This is a genomic window from Hyphomicrobium sp. 802, assembly GCF_000526135.1.
Taxonomy (GTDB): domain Bacteria; phylum Pseudomonadota; class Alphaproteobacteria; order Rhizobiales; family Hyphomicrobiaceae; genus Hyphomicrobium_B.
Genome location: NZ_JAFM01000001.1, coordinates 2275591 through 2296484, shown reverse-complemented (window position 1 = coordinate 2296484; position 20894 = coordinate 2275591). Strand labels below are relative to the sequence as shown.

11 protein-coding genes are annotated in these 20894 nt (G+C 52.4%); 6 read left to right on the top strand and 5 right to left on the bottom strand.

The window, feature by feature from the left end; all coding sequences use genetic code 11:
- Positions 1-17: 17 nt before the first annotated feature.
- Positions 18-635 (bottom strand): reactive chlorine resistance membrane protein RclC, encoded by a 618-nt coding sequence (rclC, locus tag HYP802_RS0111530; RefSeq protein WP_024275784.1) that lies wholly within the window; start codon positions 633-635, stop codon positions 18-20.
- Between the two features lie 1259 nt (positions 636-1894).
- Between rclC and HYP802_RS0111525 the strand changes: the two genes are divergently transcribed.
- Positions 1895-3460, top strand: coding sequence for a hypothetical protein (locus HYP802_RS0111525; RefSeq protein WP_155831216.1), 1566 nt, complete (start codon positions 1895-1897; stop codon positions 3458-3460).
- A gap of 782 nt (positions 3461-4242) precedes the next feature.
- On the opposite strand, the gene HYP802_RS0111510 is transcribed toward HYP802_RS0111525, so the two are convergent.
- From HYP802_RS0111510 to HYP802_RS0111495, 4 genes are all read right to left on the bottom strand, one after another.
- Positions 4243-5568, bottom strand: a complete 1326-nt coding sequence (locus HYP802_RS0111510) for an HlyD family type I secretion periplasmic adaptor subunit (protein WP_024275782.1) — start codon at positions 5566-5568, stop codon at positions 4243-4245.
- Positions 5552-7243, bottom strand: a complete 1692-nt coding sequence (locus HYP802_RS0111505; protein ID WP_024275781.1) for a type I secretion system permease/ATPase — start codon at positions 7241-7243, stop codon at positions 5552-5554. The genes HYP802_RS0111510 and HYP802_RS0111505 overlap by 17 nt, the downstream gene beginning before the upstream one ends.
- Before the next feature lie 259 nt (positions 7244-7502).
- Positions 7503-7997, bottom strand: a complete 495-nt coding sequence (locus tag HYP802_RS0111500) for a hypothetical protein (protein WP_155831215.1) — start codon at positions 7995-7997, stop codon at positions 7503-7505.
- A gap of 141 nt (positions 7998-8138) precedes the next feature.
- Entirely contained in the window at positions 8139-8816 is a 678-nt protein-coding gene (locus HYP802_RS0111495; protein WP_155831214.1) for a toxin-activating lysine-acyltransferase, read from the bottom strand.
- A 391-nt stretch (positions 8817-9207) separates the two neighbouring features.
- Between HYP802_RS0111495 and HYP802_RS0111490 the strand changes: the two genes are divergently transcribed.
- The 5 genes from HYP802_RS0111490 to HYP802_RS22920 all read left to right on the top strand — a co-directional run bounded on the left by HYP802_RS0111490 (position 9208) and on the right by HYP802_RS22920 (position 20708).
- A complete protein-coding gene (locus HYP802_RS0111490; RefSeq protein WP_024275778.1) occupies positions 9208-14019 on the top strand; it encodes a galactose oxidase-like domain-containing protein in 4812 nt (1603 codons plus the stop codon).
- A gap of 694 nt (positions 14020-14713) precedes the next feature.
- Entirely contained in the window at positions 14714-15961 is a 1248-nt protein-coding gene (locus HYP802_RS0111485) for a glycosyltransferase family 4 protein (RefSeq protein ID WP_024275777.1), read from the top strand.
- A gap of 6 nt (positions 15962-15967) precedes the next feature.
- Entirely contained in the window at positions 15968-16531 is a 564-nt protein-coding gene (locus tag HYP802_RS24120; RefSeq protein ID WP_081740968.1) for an acyltransferase, read from the top strand.
- A 2-nt stretch (positions 16532-16533) separates the two neighbouring features.
- A complete protein-coding gene (locus HYP802_RS0111475) occupies positions 16534-17454 on the top strand; it encodes a glycosyltransferase family 2 protein (RefSeq protein WP_024275776.1) in 921 nt (306 codons plus the stop codon).
- Positions 17451-20708, top strand: a complete 3258-nt coding sequence (locus tag HYP802_RS22920) for a glycosyltransferase (RefSeq protein ID WP_081740967.1) — start codon at positions 17451-17453, stop codon at positions 20706-20708. Before HYP802_RS0111475 ends, HYP802_RS22920 begins: the two co-directional genes overlap by 4 nt.
- Positions 20709-20894: the final 186 nt, after the last annotated feature.

The window sequence follows — 20894 nt, the reverse complement described above, 5'->3', positions numbered from 1 at the left end:
CCAGCCAAATAAAAATGTTATAGGGCTGACAATTTCGTGCTTGTTCGCGCGGCGGAGGTATTCATTTCGCCAAGCAATCGCCGCGCCGTATCGACAAGCACCAACCAGGCACCGGCAAGAATGACCGTGTCTTTCAAGACAAGACGGCCTGCGCCGGACAAAAATGGAAATCCATGCTCAGTATCCCCGAGCGCCGGCACCCAAGCCTCAGGCGTGGTAAGCAAGAACGACAGCGTTACGAATGGTGTGGCGAAAGCGAGTGCTGTACCGACAAGGCCCAGACGCATCGAGAATAGTCCGGCCAATGTCAGGAAGCCGATAACAAGTTCTACGGTGCCTAGCCCCTTGGAAAAGCCGTACGTGTTATTTGATGTCTGCCATGCACGTTGCTCTGGCTTCAATTCACCCTCGTGTGTGAGGTGAATTTTGTAGTCTGCAGGATGCTCATAAAAGAACGACATCAGGGGGCTGTTCGCGACGAACGGCGTAATGCTATCGGCTTCGTACGGCACAAATTTCAGCGCGCCGATCCAAATAAACACGATTGCTATTGCGATTTTTGTAGCTGCGATCCCCATACGATAAGAGAGGGGGGATGCGATGAACTCCAAGATAGACCAGAAAAAAGTGTACATCGCCGAAAGCTCCGAGTGAACGAGACAGACCATCTCTGTTTCGCTCATCGCGAAGATACGTGTCTTTCAATTCCGCATCCAATTCTTGAAGAGCCGACGTCCGCGAGTGTTTCTAGGCGACAGAATTCATCGAGTGGCGAGCTTTTGGATGAGAAATGCACTCGACTTGCGGGCTTCCAATCTTCAGATCCTTGGCAGACGCGTACGCTTTCTTGGCCGAGCGCTGCCTCGAGCTATAAGGTGCTACGTTTGCGTGATTGCCGCTTAGGGTCGAAGATACCTGGATCGTTTGTGACGTCGGCTCCTAACCCAAATGCCGACGTCTGCCAGTGGAAGCCGACGGTAGCTCCGCATACCAAGCCGATGTCTGTAATTGGGACCGAGCGGTCATCGTGGATCGGGAAGCCCACAGCGATGGCAGTTCCACTTCTGGCCCGAAGCCGTCATGGCAGGCGCAGATCATTTCGGCTCGTTTCGAAGGAAGTACGGAAACTTCGCGATCGATAATTCGAGAGTCAGCAGAAAGTGCAAAACCGTCAAAAAAAATCCCCGGAATTTCTTGCGTTTAGTGGGTGATGAAGGAATCGAACCTTCGACCCACTGATTAAGAGTTATTATTCACGCTAATAACTTCAATAAGTTGCATAAATTTCTATAGCCATGCTTTATAGTCGTTGGCTCCAGCCTCAGCTTGCTCTCTTCCAATGCTCAAACGCTCTCCTCACCGTTTGAAAGGCTCGATCATCAAGCTTCGTAGGAGAATAGCGCTCTACCAAACTCACGCCAGCCCGTACTATTTCGCTCGTATCCTGGATCCAAGGACGGGAGCCTACAAGGTCCGTTCGACTAAGGAAACTAGCCGTGTCGAGGCCTGCCGATTAATCGAAGAACTGGCTCAGAAAATCAGTCGAAAGGATGCCGCCTGCTCTCCGGGAGTTCAGCTTCAAGACCTACGCTCAAGGGCTGGTTCAAAAGGACCAGGCGAATAGAAACTCAAATCAGATGACTTCTGATTTTTTTTGACGTACCCGCCGCCATCGACACGGAAAAGCGCGATAGTCATAGGGCCTCAGAATTAGTGACAGCGGTTGTCTGCATGCCCGTCTGCCACTGGGAACCAGTAAGAACGCTTCGCCAAATGGCGACAAATAGGGAATTAGTTGTTCACAATGCTGGCGTCTATAAGCCATTCTCGCGCGAAGCAGGTGGCGGTTATCGTAACGGCGGTCGTGTTGGTCTGTTCGCTGCAGCAGGCTTTCGTGCTGTTCCGCGCTTTCAATTTCGGCCGGCTCACGGGATTATTGTTGTGGGATGACTGCGCGATCGTTCAAAAGGCGCTGGTTTCACTCACTGCGGTTTCAGAAAAGGAAACGCTGTATGGCCTCGTCCGGAGTGCGCGGATTTTGGCTCCGCATAGCCCGCTGGCAGATGCGCAAGCATTCTTCGGGCTATTGCTTTCGAATGGGAATGTCCGGGCGCCATATTTCTTGAGCATTTGGGCTCCGATCGTTGCGCTATCAGCTATTCTTCTGGCTCTGCGAAAGTTCGAACCTCTTCTTCTCCTGGCGCTGACCATAATCTTTCTCCAACAACCTCTTGTAGTTCATTCCCTCATCGTTCTGAAAAGCGATTTACGAGGCGGCGTCTTGATGGCGGCGGCAATCTTTGTCCTGTGCCAATCAACCATTTATCAGAACAACCGGCTTTGGCTCTTGGGTGCCTCGCTCTTAGGGCTAGCGATTATATCCAAACTCACGACGTTCTATTTTCCGGTGCTCGCAATTTGCGTCCTGCTCTGCTTTGAGCTCTCGCGTTTCTTTATGGATTCCCAGATTTCAAGTTTCGGGTCGATGTCGGCTAGCTCACGGGTGGCGGCGATTGCTGATTATTTGTCTCGTAATCAGAGGCGTCTGTGTATCGGATCAGTCATCGCGACGCTACCGTTCGTTGTTTTCTTTGCCTGGGCCTCGATCGGCTATGACAGCATTATCGGGTATATCCGCTATGGCCTCAGCAGTACCTGGTATGACGGATTGTCGGCGCCGGAACGCCTTCGAGTTTATCTTCCCGGAGGTGAGCTGGCATGGGGCACGTTGCAGTATTTGCTCGTGCTGCTTTTGACGGCTCTAATTGTGCATGTTTGGGTGACTGGGAAATCGGATTCTCTCAAAGTATGGTTCGCCAGTTTTTTCGCTGCTCTGATGTTTTTGCTGCCTCTTGTGCTGGCGAGAACTTCGGGCGGTTCTTACGGATCGACATTTCTGGGCGTCGTCATGGGCGGCGTTTTGTTTCTAGCGTCATACGTCGGGTCGTTAAACCGAACGTGTCGGGTTCTTGTTTTCGGCGTAGCGAGTGTGATGGCGTTTGGCACATACTACCCGCTCGAAGACAAATTGGACGACGCGCGGAAACAATCGAGGGCGACCTACGTCCAGCTCGTGAATGATATCATCGCCCGTGAAACGTCGGCACATCCTTCGGTGCTGGTGACGTTCGAGGACGAGATCGCGGGATATCCGAATATCGCTCTATTGCATTTCGAGAAGAACCGCATGCTTCCAGATGTCAGCCGGATGGACAATCTCATTCCAGCAGCAGACGCACTAGGCCAAATCCGTCGCGCCAATTTTGTGTTGACGCTCGATCCGGCAGGCGCGAACGATGTTGCGGGCTATATGCTTGGCAAGCAATTTCCTGCTTCGCAGAACCTCAAAGCGGTTGATCACTTGGTGGCCTCTCAGTCGGGCAAAATTCTTTTAAAGACATACCCTTGGAAAAATTCGACGCTCAAGCTTTATGGCGAGGCCGTGCAAAACTCGCAGTGACGAGATGACGATCAGTAACAAGCCAGGCTAACTCGCCAATAGAAAAACTCGCATTCAGCTGGATCAACAGACTCCAGCTCTCCGGTTCGCGGCGCTCGCCCGAGCATAAGTTACGCCCCGTAACTTGACGCTCTGCACCTTTCTAAACCGCAAGAGGCATTCGGAAACTTCCGAGGGCCGATGGAAAGCCCTGCTCAGCTCATCTGCAATCCCGTTTCCGGGCTCATTTCGTTTTACTTGACCCGCGATGAAAAAGAGCTTTCCGACACGGCAGGAGCGGATCGTGTCGAGTAAACCTGCCAACGTGGAGCTCTAATTCCGGATGGAGACGCGCAAAGACTTCCAACTTAGATTTCATATGTCTTTGTTTTGCCTCACCGACTAATTTCGCCCCAAAATGTTCGACGAAAACATCGCCAGCCACTCGGCGTCGCCATCCAACCTTCCGCGCTCGGTAACAGAAATCGCTTTCCTCTCCGATCGCAAAATAGCGGTGATCGAAGTATCAAATATCCTGTAGAGCCGCCCGACGACCTTATCGAAGATAGGTCAGCACATTCCTGGAATTGAAAGCGCGATTGCGTTGTTCTGGGACCGAAAACATAGTTGGTCGATAAACGCAAATCGCAACAATCGCTTTCACGGTGTCTCATACCATCGCGACTATTGATTATTGAAACAGCAGACGAAAACTGCCGACTTGGGACAGTGGCCGTTTTTCAAGCTTGTCCGCAGAAGGGCTAGAGCAAAGCATTTGATCGGGTATCTTCTGAATTCCGTCTCTAACGCTCCCTGAAAGATCGATAAATCTGATCGGACATCGGCTTCATAATGAAGCTCAATGCTGTGCGCTCGCTTCCCGTCAGCATGACTTCCGCTTCCATACCAGGCCCGATTGCTGCACCCTTGAGGCGCGCGATCTCACCAGCATCGAAGCCGATCCGGACTCGGAAGGCCGGCCGTTTGTACTCACCGACGAGTTCCTGATCCGGTGAAATCCACATCACCTTGCCAGTAAGCTCGGGAGTTGTCGTGCGGTCAAACGATGTGAAACGGATACGCGCCGATGACTCGTTATGAACACGGTCAATGTCCTTGGGGGGCACGAGCGCATCGACGATCAACTTATCGTTGTCGGGAACGATATAAGCTAGCGTATCGCCCGCGGAAATGACGCCACCGACCGTATGAACTGTAAGCTCATGAATGCGTCCGGAGGCCGGCGCACGGACGTCGAGACGCTGCAGCTTGGTCTCAATCGCAACACGCTTCTCCGAGAGTTGACTGAGTTCACCCTCGACGGCCTGCAAATCCACAAGCGCCTCTTTTCGATAGTCCTGCTCAAGTTCGATTAATTTGAGCTCAAGCTCAGAAATTCGTCCCTTCGCCCTTGCCTTTTCCGCATGTGCCTGACCGACTTCGCCCACCAGCCCTGCCTCTTCGCGCTGGATTGGCCCCCATCGGGTCAATGGCACCAAACCGTTTTTTGCAAGCTCGGAGAGCTTGCCAATTTCCTCGCGGGCAATATCAAGCTGCTTGTTGCGTGCATCTTCCGCAAACGTCAAGCCAACGACTTGTTGTTGCAGCTGATTGATCTGCTCTCTGAGTTGCAGCCTCTGCTGCTTCAAAACTTCGAGCTTGGTTGCGAACAGTTGCCTCTGCCCATCGACGATGGCTTTCAAATCCGCATCAACGTCGTTTCCCCCGCCGGCTTCCTGCGGAGGGACCCAATCAGGCAGCTTCTCAAGGCGGTCGCGTTCGGACTGCAGGCGCCATCGCTTCGCCGCAAGTTCGAAGATGCGTCGGCGCACCGTACCCATATCGGCCGAGAGCTGCTTGCCATCGAGCCGGAACAAGATGTTTCCCGCATCGACGTGCGAGCCGTCGTCGACGTAAATCTCAGAGACGATGCCGCCGTCGGGATGCTGCACTTTCTTTTTCTGAGAATTTACGGAAACTGTTCCAGGCGCGATTACCGCGTCCTGAATTTTTGCAAAGGATGCCCAACTTCCCGTCGCGCCGACGATCACCATTGTCCCGGCGATTCCGAGCGCCGCATGGCGATTGAGACTTCTGACGGCACCTTCCAGATTATGCGCCAACGACATGAAGACCCCGCTCAGCCTGCTTTCGTACATTTGCCGCGAGTTGGGCAAGGACATCCTCCTTGCTTCCAAAGACGCTAGGCTGGCCATTCTCAAGCAAAAGCATCTTATTGACCTCGGATAGAATGGCGGATCTGTGCGCGGCGACGATGACGATAGACCCCGCGGCACGTAAATTGTGCAGAACGACAGCAAGAGCGTCCTCCCCGTGCCGGTCGAGGTGCGCGTTTGGTTCGTCGAGCACGATCAGGAAAGGCATTCCGTAGACGGCTCTTGCCAATCCGAGACGCTGCTTCTGTCCCGCGGATAAAGCGAACCCGTTCGCCCCAACGAGAGTGTCGTATCCATCTTGAAGCGATAAGATGAGATCGTGAACGCCGGCCATTTCCGCCGCAGCGATGACCGCCTCCGAAGATACGTCTTTCTGAAATCGGGAGATATTCTGTCGGATGGTCCCATCCAGCAGCTGAACATCTTGCGCGAGATAGCCGATATGCTTCGCGCGCGCCGCCTCGCTCCATTGATCGAGCGTCGCGCCGTCAATGCGAATCTCACCGGAAAGCGTCTGAGACGATCCGACCAGTGCGCGCAAAAGCGAAGATTTTCCGGCACCGCTCGCCCCAATGACACCAAGACAATCGCCAGCCTCTACGCGAAATGAGACGTTGGGTAAGAGCAGCTTTCTGCTGCCTTGGGTACCGACAGCAATATTTGATACGGCAAGCGAGCGGCTCGGTGGCCGGAGTTCCGTTCGATCACTTAAATCCGGACCGCGCAACGTCAGTACGCTGAGCCTCTTCCAGCAACGACGAGCGGTAAGAATGGTGCGCCAATGAGCCACCGCCTGATCGACGGGAGCCAATGCTCGCGCGAAAATAATTGACGAAGCAATCAGGGCGCCGCTTGAAAGCTCCATCTGCATGGTCAAATAGGCGCCGAGTCCAAGAATCGTAGACTGCATGATGAGACGCAGATTACGCGACACCACAGCATAAGATGCATTGCGGTCGCTACCGCCCTGAGTGCTTTCGATCGTGCGTGCATGGGTCAAGTTCCAATGGCGCCGAAGATTCGGAGCCATTCCCATACCATCCACGGTATCCATGTTTGAGCGAACGTCCGAGACGAACTGTTCTTCACTCCGCGACTGGAGTTCCGCAAATTGCGCCGGCTTGCGGCTTGTCCATTCGTTAAGACCCGCGATGACCAGGAAGATCACTGCGCTTCCCGTTGCCACCCAGCCGATAAGAGGATGCAAAAGGAAAATCAGCGCCATGTAGAACGGCAGCCACGGAATATCCAAAAGACCTACGGCTGCCGGGCCGCTGAGAAACTGCCGCACAACGGCAAGATCTCTAAGCGCGTAGCCCGCACCATCACCCGGCTGGCTGCGCATCGTGCTTCGATCAAAAGCTGCGTCCGCAAACTTCATATCGATAACGGAGCCGAGGCGCGCCATAAGACGCGTCCTGATCAGATCAAGTACGCCATAGGCAATGAACAGCATAAGCGCCAAGGCGCTGAACGCGACTAGCGTCGGAAGGCTATGTGCCGGAAGCACGCGATCATAGATTTGCAGCATGTAGAACGGTCCCGTGAGAACGAGGACGTTCATCGCTATGCTTATGAGAACCGCCCCAGCGATCCCCAGACGACACGTGGACCAAGCCGCTTTCATTAGGCTTGTTCCTGCTCCTAAATTCGATGAATTCGCTATTTTAAGGTTCATTGGAAAGAACGCTCCCGCGTGACAGACGGCAAGGAGCAAGCGGCGTGCCGCGAAAAAGCACCAATCTGGAACAAAATGCGGAAAAAAGTCGGCTCTGTCGGCAGCCGGAAAGAGCGATCACAATTATTAATCAGACGTCGCCCCAATTTGAACCGACGGATTTTTATCGCAAGCATCTCATCCGGCGAGCCGCTTACAGCCTGCTCCCTTATTGCTGACGGGCGATGGAAAGGCCGTGACGCTCCCAGATCGCGGCCAGCTCCTTATTCGAGGGCGAACAGTAATTGAAGACGATATAGTCTTCGGGATTCTCGTACCCTGTGAGCTGCGCCATAACCAACAGCGAATCTCGCTGCACACCAGCCTGTGCGTCCATCCACTGACGAATATTCTCGCGAACCTTCTGTCGGTCGGAATGCGAAAGTCCTGCGTACCAGTCGGAAAGCTCTTCACGATGGTTATGAACTCGCGTGGAATAGAGTCCGGCAGAAATGGCAACGCCTAGCGCAAGACCGAATATCGCCACCTTCAAACTTGGCAATTGGCCACGACCAACGAAAACCCATCGTGCGCCGATCGTTCCCAGATACACCAATACGCCAAGGATAAGCGTGGAGCGGAGGTCGTGGCCAATGGCGAACACGGCGCCACCTAGGACCATGTTCGACAAGGCCGCAAAGAAACACGCTGCATGTGCGGCCAACTGGCTTCCCGCGCCGATCGCACATTCCGCGAGCGAGGTTCTCCAACCGACAATTGGTACAATGCTATGGCATTCCGAGTATGACACGGCAGCGGGCTCCTATCCGCGATGCCTCTGGGCAGGTTCGGCCCAAGCTGACTCTTAGTGGTTGACCGGATTGCTGCTGCTTGCCTTTCCTTGGCGGCAACGCCCCGTGCATCCCGTCTTAACGCAAGATGCACAAAGCACCCCGTTCGGTGGACATGATCCAGAATGGTCGCAGTGATCTGGTTCGGATGTGGCGACGACAGACACGGACGAGGCGTTCACTTCCAGCAAAATCCGCTTTCCTGCACTATCGAGAGAACGCACCTTGACTGTTCGCCCCGCGAGGATGCTGTCCAGAACACTTTTGACAAGCGCATGACCCGTTCGCATATCGCCGATCATATCGGTAATCCAAAGGACATCACCCGATCTCCACTCGACCGGACGCAAACGAATGGGCGCTTCAAGGTTAGAAGACAGGCGTTGGTCGATTTCGGGAGAGACAGAAGCCCAAAAGAGCACAGCAAGAGGCTCCCGGAGGCCGCTCTGATCCGGCTTTGCTTCAGCCATGGCTAGCTGGCCCGTGCTCAAAGCGGGCAGCACCATCCATTCAAGATCCGACAAGCTGAAATGCCGATGATTAGGCGACTGAAGCATCAGCCTGACGATCTGAGCCAATGCCATTGATGAGTTCATGATCGCGCGCCGACCTTGCGCGGGCTCATCAGATGTCAACCTAGCGACATTCGCATCCTGAGAGCGAATATTCGTGCTCGTATCATTCATCAGCATTCCGCGATACTCCGAGACGTGCCGCTGGCCAAAAAGCCATGATACCGATGTGTCAACGCCGCCGACCAGCACACCAGAGCGACTCGCCTGAAAATATCCTCACACTGATTTTCATCAATTACCGTTTCAATTTGAAGTTAATTGGCGCCGATGGCCGTCGGCGTTTGAACAGAGTGCGTCGCATCGCAGAAGATCGACTTAACTTAAAATGCAATCATTTTCTGTCACCCATCTTCAAGTTCGTCCAAACCGCCGCTAGTAGTTATCGCCGCTCAGGTTTTTCACTGCCCCAAAATGAAACGAAATTCATGGGGGCGCACAGTTCATATCTTCGGCAGCGAGGAACGGGCGCCGAGATTTTCTGTGACTTGAAAGCAGGAGCGGGACAGCGATGAGTTCTGGCAGTTGGAGCGACGTTGCACCCTGGCCTATCGTGGCCATTCATTCCGTCATGACGCCGGACGGAAAGATCCTCACATTCGGCACCGACCAACAGGGCCAGCAGGGCAGCCATATGCTCTATGACCTTTGGGATCCGAACACCGGTGTGCATACGACACTCAGCTATGTACAGAACACAAATATCTTCTGCTCATGCTGTGTGATTGACCCGATAACTGATCAGATTATCATTGCTGGCGGCGACGCCAGCACTCTCGGGCATTTTAATGCCGGCGTGCCTTACGTGCAGACCTTTGACTATCATACAAATCAGATAAGCCAGGATCAGGCAGAGACCCTAAACTATTCGCGTTGGTACGCCACATCCCTTACGCTCGCCGATGGGAGAGTTTTTCTCCTAGGCGGCATCGACGGCAACAAAGCTGGTGTCGGGACTCCAGAAATCTATACGCACGGGGTCGGTTGGCAGACGATGCCCGGCATTGCAAGCGCCGATATCGCCACGAACTGGTTCTATCCGCGCGCATGGCTATCGAGCAGCGGCGCAATCTATGGTTTTTCAGCAGGTGCAGAAAAGTCCAACGCTGGAACCTTATTCAAGATAACAACTGACGGCGCAGGTACGATCAGTAATCTTGGGCACACCCCGTTCGTAGCATCACAATACGACCCAGCGACGATGTTCGCCCAAGACAAAATCCTGACGATTGATATGACCGGCATGGCCTGGTCGATAGATATCAGCGGGGCAGTACCGACGTTTAAACAAGTGGGACGAGTCGGTTCCAACCGCGCTTGGTCAAACCTCACCGACCTAGCGGATGGCACAGTTTTACTTACGGGCGGCAGCAAAGACCTCGGCCCGAGCGGAGCAGGCAACGTTGCCACCGAGACAAATAATGCAATGATCTGGAATCCGGCCACCGGGCTCTGGACTAATGACGCCAGTGCTGCTGTAGGCCGTTTCTATCATTCAACAACAACTCTATTGCCCGATGGCACTGTACTCTCCGCTGGCGGTGGCGCCCCTGGTCCACTAACAAACCTCAACGCAGAAATCTATACCCCCGGATATCTGCTCAATGCTGACGGTAGCCTCCGCGCCGACAGACCCGTCATTACGAGCGCTCCGCAAACGTTGCAGCAGGGGCAGACTTTCCTGATCACGCTCGACAATGCCGACGTGATCCAGAAGCTCGAACTCATTAAGTTCAACGCCACTACGCATTCCACCGACGCCGAACAGCGCGCCTTCAGTCTCAATTTTACGCATATCGACGCGCACACGCTTTCGGTCACGCTGCCGGCGAACGTCAATGCCCTTACGAACGGTTATTGGATGTTGTTCGCCAACAACAACGACGGTACGCCATCGGTTGCTGCATCGATTAAGATCAGCCAGTTCGGCGTCGATACTACTGCGCCCAGCGTGTCGGGTACGAACCTAATGCTGAACGGTACAGCGTCGCATGCGTTCGGCAGTAACATTTACACGCTTAATACAGACAACAATGCCCAACTCGGGTCGGTTATGAGCGACAAGCGCGTTGATCTTAGGCAAGACTTCGATCTTTCGTTCAGCCTCTTTATGGGCAACAATCAAAAAAGCGCCGACGGATTAACTTTCGTTTTGCACAACGACGCGTTCGGAAGCGCGGCTCTAGGATCTGGCGGCGGCGGTCTTGGTGCCGGCGGCTTGCGCAACGGCATCGCCATTCAGTTCGATACCTATCAAAACATTCTTCAAGGTGATATAGCCTCACCACACACGGACATCGTCACCACCGATACAATGGTCGGCATTTATCGGCTGAGTCCCCAGGTCGCGCTCAACAACCTGACAGATGGTCGGTGGCATGATGTCAGCGTGCATTGGGACGCTTCTACACTCACCCTCACCTACACATTCGCCGGCGTCCAGGTCGGCAATCTTCAATTGACATCGACTCAATTCGCCAAATATTTCGGCGGAGATAAATTTGCGTATTTTGGATTTACAGCCTCGACCGGCGGATTGAGTTCGGAACATCAAATCGAGATCGAATCGCTCTCAGCAACATTTGAGAGTGGCCCGCCTCCATTGGCCCCACATTCCCACGACGGCAGCATATTTGATGTAACGTCGACCAGTCAGCACATGACGTTGAATGGCGCTGCGAGCCAACAAGACACGCACCAGACCATCACACTGACGCCGGATGTCACGAACCAGACCGGAAGCGCGATCTTCAATGACAAGATCGATTTGACCCACGATTTCAACATCGCATTCAGCGTCTACTTCGGACCGGGGCAGCCGAGCGATGGCATGGCCTTCGTGCTCCATAACGATCCTGCTGGCGCCGACGCCATCGGCATCGGGAGCGCAGGCCTCGGCGCCTTGGGCCTTCAGAATGGCCTCGCCATCGAATTCGACACTTTCAGCAATAAAGGCGTTTTCAACGATCCGGCCTATAAACACACCGATATCATCGATACCGATGCCGGCCCCAGAGCGACCCTCACAGCTCCGAAAAATCTCGGCAACATCGTCGATGGTGGATGGCATCAGGTCGGCGTCACCTGGGATTCTCAGGCCCACGTCCTCCAGTATTGGGTCGATGGCAAACTCGGTGGAACCCTAACCGGGGACATCGTCAGCAAATATCTCGGAAGCCAGACCACCGCCTATGCTGGATTTACCGGAGGGAGCGGCGGCACCTCCGACCTCCAGCAGGTGCGCGTCTCCGCCGTCGATGCTTACTTCGACAAAGTAAGTAACAACTACTCCAACATTCAGGATCCGATCGCATTGTCGGACCATGCCGCCCTCAACGGCTCGGCGAGCTACGACAGCGGTCATCACACTTTCATTTTGACGCCCAATGCTGCCAATCAAGCAGGCTCGGTGATGCTCGACCAACGTGTCGATCTCACCTACGACTTTCAGATCTCCTTCGATGTCTATCTAGGCAATAGTGGCGCAGGCGGCGACGGCCTGGCCTTCATGCTACAGAACGACCCACGTGGGGAAAATGCCTTGGGAGCCACCAGCGCGTCCTACGGGGCCGTCGGCATCAACAACGGACTGGGCATCGCCTTTGACACTTGGCAGAACCCCAAGCTTGGCGACATTGCTGGAGATCACACCGACTTCTTCGACACCAGCCTACCTCTGCCGCTGAGCAGGATCAGCGATCAGATGTCTATCGGCAACGGCTCGGTAACCGACAACCAATGGCATAACGTCCTTGTCAGCTGGGATGCCACAGACCACACCATGACCTACTGGTTCGATGGCGTGCAGAAAGGCTCACTGACGCAAGACATCGTCGCCACGTATCAGGGTGGCTCACAATATGCCTATCTCGGCTTTGCCGGCGGAACGGGTGGCGGCCATAATCTGCAGGAAGTTCATCTCAATTCACTTACAGCGACGTTGGAACCTAACTTGCCACAAGGCCGTCCCCACGACGGCAGCATATTTGATGTAACGTCGACCAGTCAGCACATGACGTTGAATGGCGCTGCGAGCCAACAAGACACGCACCAGACCATCACACTGACGCCGGATGTCACGAACCAGACCGGAAGCGCGATCTTCAATGACAAGATCGATTTGACCCACGATTTCAACATCGCATTCAGCGTCTACTTCGGACCGGGGCAGCCGAGCGATGGCATGGCCTTCGTGCTCCATAACGATCCTGCTGGCGCCGACGCCATCGGCATCGGGAGCGCAGGCCTCGGCGCCTTGGGCCTTCAGAATGGCCTCGCCATCGAATTCGACACTTTCAGCAATAAAGGCGTTTTCAACGATCCGGCCTATAAACACACCGATATCATCGATACCGATGCCGGCCCCAGAGCGACCCTCACAGCTCCGAAAAATCTCGGCAACATCGTCGATGGTGGATGGCATCAGGTCGGCGTCACCTGGGATTCTCAGGCCCACGTCCTCCAGTATTGGGTCGATGGCAAACTCGGTGGAACCCTAACCGGGGACATCGTCAGCAAATATCTCGGAAGCCAGACCACCGCCTATGCTGGATTTACCGGAGGGAGCGGCGGCACCTCCGACCTCCAGCAGGTGCGCGTCTCCGCCGTCGATGCTTACTTCGACAAAGTAAGTAACAACTACTCCAACATTCAGGATCCGATCGCATTGTCGGACCATGCCGCCCTCAACGGCTCGGCGAGCTACGACAGCGGTCATCACACTTTCATTTTGACGCCCAATGCTGCCAATCAAGCAGGCTCGGTGATGCTCGACCAACGTGTCGATCTCACCTACGACTTTCAGATCTCCTTCGATGTCTATCTAGGCAATAGTGGCGCAGGCGGCGACGGCCTGGCCTTCATGCTACAGAACGACCCACGTGGGGAAAATGCCTTGGGAGCCACCAGCGCGTCCTACGGGGCCGTCGGCATCAACAACGGACTGGGCATCGCCTTTGACACTTGGCAGAACCCCAAGCTTGGCGACATTGCTGGAGATCACACCGACTTCTTCGACACCAGCCTACCTCTGCCGCTGAGCAGGATCAGCGATCAGATGTCTATCGGCAACGGCTCGGTAACCGACAACCAATGGCATAACGTCCTTGTCAGCTGGGATGCCACAGACCACACCATGACCTACTGGTTCGATGGCGTGCAGAAAGGCTCACTGACGCAAGACATCGTCGCCACGTATCAGGGTGGCTCACAATATGCCTATCTCGGCTTTGCCGGCGGAACGGGTGGCGGCCATAATCTGCAGGAAGTTCATCTCAATTCACTTACAGCGACGTTGGAGAACCAATCTCATATCATCGCGTAAATCTCGGCTCCTACCCTAGCTTCCCCTCCCCTTAGACGCACGCACAAATCAGTTTCGCCTACCTCACGTTGGCCTGACATACCAATGCCTGTGCCATCTGCGCAACACGCGCTCCAGCGGAACGGAAGGCGCCTCGGCGACAGCAAAACGAGAAGTAAAAATAACGGATTTCAAAGCCTCTTGACCGCCATCTCTTGGCTACCACCGGAGATGCGAGGGAACCTTGCCACTCCCATGTTCTCTCGTCTACAGTTGCGCCCGGCCCCACCAAAGTGTTGGCAAAACAATCTGTTCATCCGATACACGATGGGGCGGAAATGAACGAGTCCAGATCATCATAGATGTTTGCTGACGCCTCGTGGTGATGCCCGATGTGTCGCCGTCAAGGTTGGAGTTCGCTCATTATCAAGGAACGCCCTCAACGGTCGAGACTAACGTTGCGAGCCACGATGGGGGTAATGGCTCAAGGGCACTTCAGTGCGAACGAAATACCTTCGTGTTTGAAACTCTAATCTTCTTCGCCGGTGCAGAGAACTACCTCTCGGCGGGTTGACTGGGGTTCCTGTCAAACCGGATGAGAAGGAGATTTAGAATGTTAGAGATGGACATCTCTATTAAAAAAATCCGATCATTATTCCTGAAAGGAAGTGTTTCGGATGCGACCGAATCCAAAAAGACATACTGGTGCGAATAAATGGCAAAATTCAAGCTAAGCAGTCTCTGGAATTTTAATAAGTTCAAGAAAATTAGCCGGCAAGATAAAACTCGCATCCTCGTTGAACTATCCTCTTTCGATAAAGGCGGACTGGAAAAAGTCGCGCTTGACACGACGCTTGCATTCGACAAGAGCCGTTATCAGTCGCTGATCGTAACGACTGGCCCCCTTGGCCATTTGGCGGAAGTTGCGCGACGGCAAGGACTCGAAGTTATCCAGCTATCTGCCGATAACGTCTCAAGAGATTATCGCGCCCTCCTGCGCCAATACGAGCCACATATAGCGATTTCACACTTCTCGCACCACGGATATCCGTTCCTTGCTGAGCGCAATATCCCAATTATTTCTTTTATCCATAACGTATATGCATTTTTGCCCCCCGACCGGAAAAAGACACTAAAATATCTCGACGCCCATGTTTCACAATACATAGCCGTTTCACCGAAAGTCAGAGACTACGCTGCTTTCAACATTGGACTTCCCGAGGAAAAAATCGTCGTAATTCCCAATGGCCTTATTATCGAAGAACACGAAAGGCGCGATAAGACTGCATTACACCTGAGCAGAGAATCCCTTGGCCTCGTATCGTCCGATTACGTCTTTGTCCATCCTGCATCCTACAACCTGCATAAAGGTCATTACGTCATCGCGCGCGCAATGCAAATACTCCTGACATCACGTCGAGATATAAAAGTGGTTTGCGTCGGCAACGAAGTTTACGCACCTCACGCAGAAGCCTTTCGGAAATTTCTTGCCGACAACGGACTGACCGAAAATATAAAGCTTCCGGGCTACATTCCAGAAATTCAGGACGCGTTTAAAATTGCAGACGCTTGTCTCTTGCCTTCCTTCATTGAGGGCTGGAGCATTGCCATGAATGAAGCGATGTTTTACGGAAAACCTCTCATTCTAACGGATACCGGTGGAGCTTCCGAAGTGATCCACAACAACGACATCGGCATACTTCTCCCCACCGAGTATCCGGACTTCAAAACACTCGATTATCGTCTCCTGGACAGCCTCGCCTTCGAGCCTCGCGATTATCGGCTTGCTCCGCTTTTAGCCGAAGCAATGGCAAGTTTCGCGGACAATCGAGAAAAATGGTTTTCTGCAGGCTTGCGAGGCCGCGATAAAATCTATGAATCCTACGATTTCTCCAAAATTGTCCTTCGTTACGAAGCCGCAATCGACGAGCTAACCCAATCTCGACGCGGTCAATCGAGTTAGCAACAAATGAAAATCATCAAGAACATGCACGAAAGATATTTACCGGCCATTGCGTTTTGGCTGGCAAATGGGCTTTTCATGAATTGGACGCCATATTCGATCAAGCATGGCTTTTTGAGAAAATTTTGCGGAGTAAAAATCGGCAAGAAAAGCAGCATTTGCGCTTACTGCTTTATAACAGGATACAAAATTGAAATCGGGGAAAATACTGCAATAAACAGATTTACGTATCTGGACGGCAGGGTTCCCCTGAAAATTGGAAACAACGTCAACATTTCGCATTACGTCATCATACAAACTCTGACGCATGACCCGCAGAATCCCGATTTTGTTTGCCTTGAGAAACCCGTTCGAATTGAAGACCACGTCTGGCTCGGCACCCGAGCTATTATTTGCCCAGGCGTTACAATAGGCGAAGGCGCCGTCGTCGCAGCTGGCGCGGTGGTTACGCGAGACGTCCCCCCCTACACTATCGTGGCCGGAAATCCCGCCCGCGCAATCAAGGAACGAAATCGAGATCTTCGATATCGAACTTCCTATTTCCCACTTTTCGATACGGACATTCAGTAGCTATGCCTTCCATCTCGGTGATAATCCCACTCTACAATCATGCACGTTACATTGGAGAGGCTCTGCAAAGCGTCCTTGGACAAACCTCTCCAGTGGACGAAATTATCGTGCTGGACGACGGCTCCAAAGATAACTCAGCGGCGGTCGCGGAAGCTGCCCTGAGAGGCCAAGCAAACGCTCGAGTCATTAGGCAGACGAACAGAGGCGCCCACAATACGATCAACCGTCTAGTCGAGGATAGCCGGGGCGACTATCTCGCCATCTTGAATTCAGATGATGCATTCGTACCGACGAAGATCGAGCGCTGCCGGAGCCTTCTTAGTCGGACACCCCAGATCGAACTCATTGCTGGAAAAGTGCAGCTCATGGACGATGAAAGTCGACCGGTTCGATCCGGCGTCACCGTCGACTGGCTTGAAAGAGCTGACAATTTTTTTCGGGAATTCAACCTGGAACAACTGGCGATTCTGAACGAAAATTCGATAACAACAACTTCAAATATGGTCTTTTCTCGCTCGCTTTGGCAACGATGTGCCGGCTTTCAAGATCTCCGATACTGTCATGATCTCGACTTCCTCATGGCGGCATATAATTTTGGGAAAGTCGCGATCGACAGAGAAAACGACCACATCATTTACAGGCTTCATCGCCACAACACGATCAAAGAAGATCTTGCCGCCATTCGCGTTGAGATCGCATTGGTCATTGCAGCGGCACTGCATGATAGCGGAACGCGAGTGATCAACGATGCATTCGAAGCGGGCAATCTTCACGCGTTCCATCGCTTTCTGCAAAACAAGAATTTGACGGAACTCGTATGCACGTCGCTCCTCTGGCGTTCCCGATTCAAGGAGCGCACCGAGTTCTATGATTTCATGTCGGCGCCTGGGAAAAGGCAGCTCCTTAGGGAGTTCGTGAAATGACGAATCCGGAAAACCCTTCTTCGTCTGCTATGGTTCAATTTTTTACGCCCGACAAACCTTTCGAATTCACCGGAGAACGCTACGTTTCAAAGCTTTCCGGTCTGATTCAGTATGAGCACCATCATAGATACCTATTTGCTCGGCAATTCTGCACGGACAAAGACGTCCTAGATATTGCATGCGGTGAAGGCTATGGCAGCGCTCTCTTAAGCCAAGTCGCTCGCCATGTGGTCGGTATGGATATCGACCAGCGCTCTATCGAATTTGCGAAAAGCTCTTACCGACTGGGCAATCTCGACTTTGTTTTGAGCAGCGCAGCAAAGATCTCAGCAGAGGCAAATTCTTTCGATGTCATTATAAGCTTTGAGACAATAGAACACTTCGCAGAGCATGAAGCATTTATGGACGAAGTCCGTCGAATCCTCAGACCGAAGGGTCTACTCATAATCTCTTCGCCCAACCGCGCCGTTTATACCGAATTGGATGAACATTGGAATAAATTTCACGTTCGGGAAATGGACCGAACTGAATTTCGGCAGCTGCTAAGTGGTTATTTCAAGCATACCACATTACTCGAACAGCGTGCTGTTCTCGGTTCTGTATTGGCAGCTGAATCCGACGCTGTCGGCACGATCGATGGCTGGGAAGAACGCGACATCGCCGGCCAATACATCTCCAATGTTGGCATTCCAACGCCTCATTATTTTATAGCAATCGCATCAGACGGAATTTTGCCGAAGCCAAACAACAGCGTTCTTCATGGCGAAAAATATCTACGTTGGATGTTCGATCAATTGCGCGAGCCAGGGCTCACAGCTTCCAATCAGAAGCAAAGGGCGGAACGTCCGGCGCAAGAGATCGCAGAACTCGAAAGTAAGGTCAAACGTCTTCAGGCCCAAATCCAGGACGCTAAGAACGAGATGTGCATCCTGAAAAGCAAGTATCAGTATAGGATTGCCGTGAACGAGGCTATTCGAAAAATGAACTCCGCATTGATGAGTTCGATAGAAAAGCCCCGCAAAAGCATCGGCTATACACGCGCAGATCTAAAATGGTGGGCATCTCGCCTAATTTTATCTCGCCGGCGAATGGAGCGCCGAATGCGAAAAAAAATAAGGTCCAGCGGATATTTCGATCCCAGTTGGTACCTGGCCACGTATCCTGATGTGGCGAAAAGTAAAATAGACGCAGAAATGCATTTCGTAAAATGGGGAGCGCAGGAAGGGCGCGATCCCAGCATCGCGTTCTCTGTGGAAGAGTATAGCAAAAAAGTGCCACGTTTACCGCGGTGGAGCAATCCACTTTTTGATGCGATTCTAAATAATCGACTAGATCTTGGAAAGCCTTCGTCAATCACTGCCTTCAGACGAGGAGAGTCAATACGCCTAGAGGATATCAGGCGCGCTCGTCCATCAAATCCATCGACCACAATTGTATTCGACGCTCGAGGCAAAAACGCAATTTTCGAAAACAATCTCGGCGTGTTGATGATAGACGATTATCTTAATCAGTTTGAAATAATCGCCATACTTTCAAAAGGCCATTCCGAACCTCGCGTCGATGACGTCAAGATAATTATGAGCGATGAGGAAAGCCAAATCATTCTAAATAGAATTTTGCGCACAACCAACTCACGTTATGTATTATATATAGATAGAAATATAGAAATTTCGCTCGGCTCGCTTAGTCGCCTGTTAAAGGCCCTCGAGCTCAAGCGCCAAAGCTATCTAATCTGCGGTAAACTACTCGGACCCGATTGGAGAACCATATCTGCCGGCTTGATGTTCGGATCCGGCGACTTATTGCTGGAACGAGGGAAAGGAGCAGAGTCCGAAGATTTCGAATTTGGTTCCCTCGCGGAAGTTGATGGGATAGGCGCTGCCTTTTTTGGACTGAATGTCGCCAATTGGACTAAACGATCTGGATTTAACGAAAACAAAAGCCTTCGCTCGTCAATCGAAGAGGCATCAATCCTTGCACGCAATGAAGGACTACACAATTACTGCGAACCTCGCGCGGTGGCTTATCAGGATGTCGGCTCAACGCCGCGCGAAGAGCGTCGGTCAAATGCTGATTCTGTTGACAAATGTTCTCAAAACGTCCGTCCAAAAGTTCTTTTTATCGACGCAATCACCCCTAAGCCAGACCATGATTCTGGCTCCGTCGACATCTTCAATTATATGCAGATCTTCAACGAGCTCGGCTACGAAGTCACTTTTCTACCAGCTTTCTCACTTTGGCCTGTAGCAGGATATACCGACGCCCTCCGCGACCTCGGCATCGTTTGCGTTTCGGCTCCGGCAGCACTCGATGCTGAAGTGTACTTGAAAAAAAATGGAAGTAGATTTGATGTCATCTTAATCTACCGGTGCGTTGTCGCTGACATGTTGATCGATCTAATTCGCGAGAAGGCGCCGAAGACCAAAATCATATTTGATACCGTAGATCTTCATTTCCTAAGAGCCGAACGCGAAGCGCAGCTCACCGGCGATGACGAAGCACATAAATCCGCCAAAAAGTTGCGGGAACTCGAACTTTCTCTCATTCAAAAGTCCGACTGCTCAATTTTATTGAGCCAAGCCGAGTACGATTTGATCGAAGGATTGTTGCCTGGCGCAACAATTCGTCTAATTCCGGTCGTGCGTGAAATTCCAGCAGTTTCAGAAGATATAACACGACGCAACGATATTCTTTTTATCGGCGGATTCGATCATAAGCCAAATGTCGATGGCATCTTATGGTTTACCAAAACCATCTGGCCGCTTGTCCGAGAAAAGTGCCCGGATATCAAATTACTCGTCGTCGGTAGTAATCCAACCCCAGAAATTTTGGAGCTCGACAATGAAGATCTTGGCATAAATGTACTTGGCTTCGTCCAGGACTTAAATCCAATTTTGGATAAGTGTCGGGTAACCATTGCACCCCTTCGCTATGGAGCCGGCGTGAAGGGAAAAATCGTGATGAGTCTTATGCACGGCATTCCCTGTGTCGCAACACCTGTAGCGACCGAAGGAATGGGATTGGTGACGGGGAAGCACATTCTTGTAGCAAAGAACCCAGTTGAATTTGCAGACTCGATCGTTAGCCTTGAGCGCAACGATGCCCTGTGGGAAACATTGTCCAAAAATGGAAGGCATTTTGCTAAATCTCGATTTTCAATCGAGGCAGTCAAAAAATCCATTTCAGATTTATTGGAGGATTTAGGACTGCCGATTGCCGCCCCCGGTCAGGACTTGTCGAACAGAATGAGCTAATTGCATATGCCCTGCTCCCGCCGAAACATCACCCGGGTGACTGAAGGAGTAAAGCTATTTCCAACTCCGCCAACTAAGGCCAGAACTGCCCCATGCTCATTGTCACTTGACTGCACTATCATAAGGCAAACGGGTCTCAGAGCCGCTGTCAGTGATGAAGGTTTAAAAACAGTCTCGAACATGCAT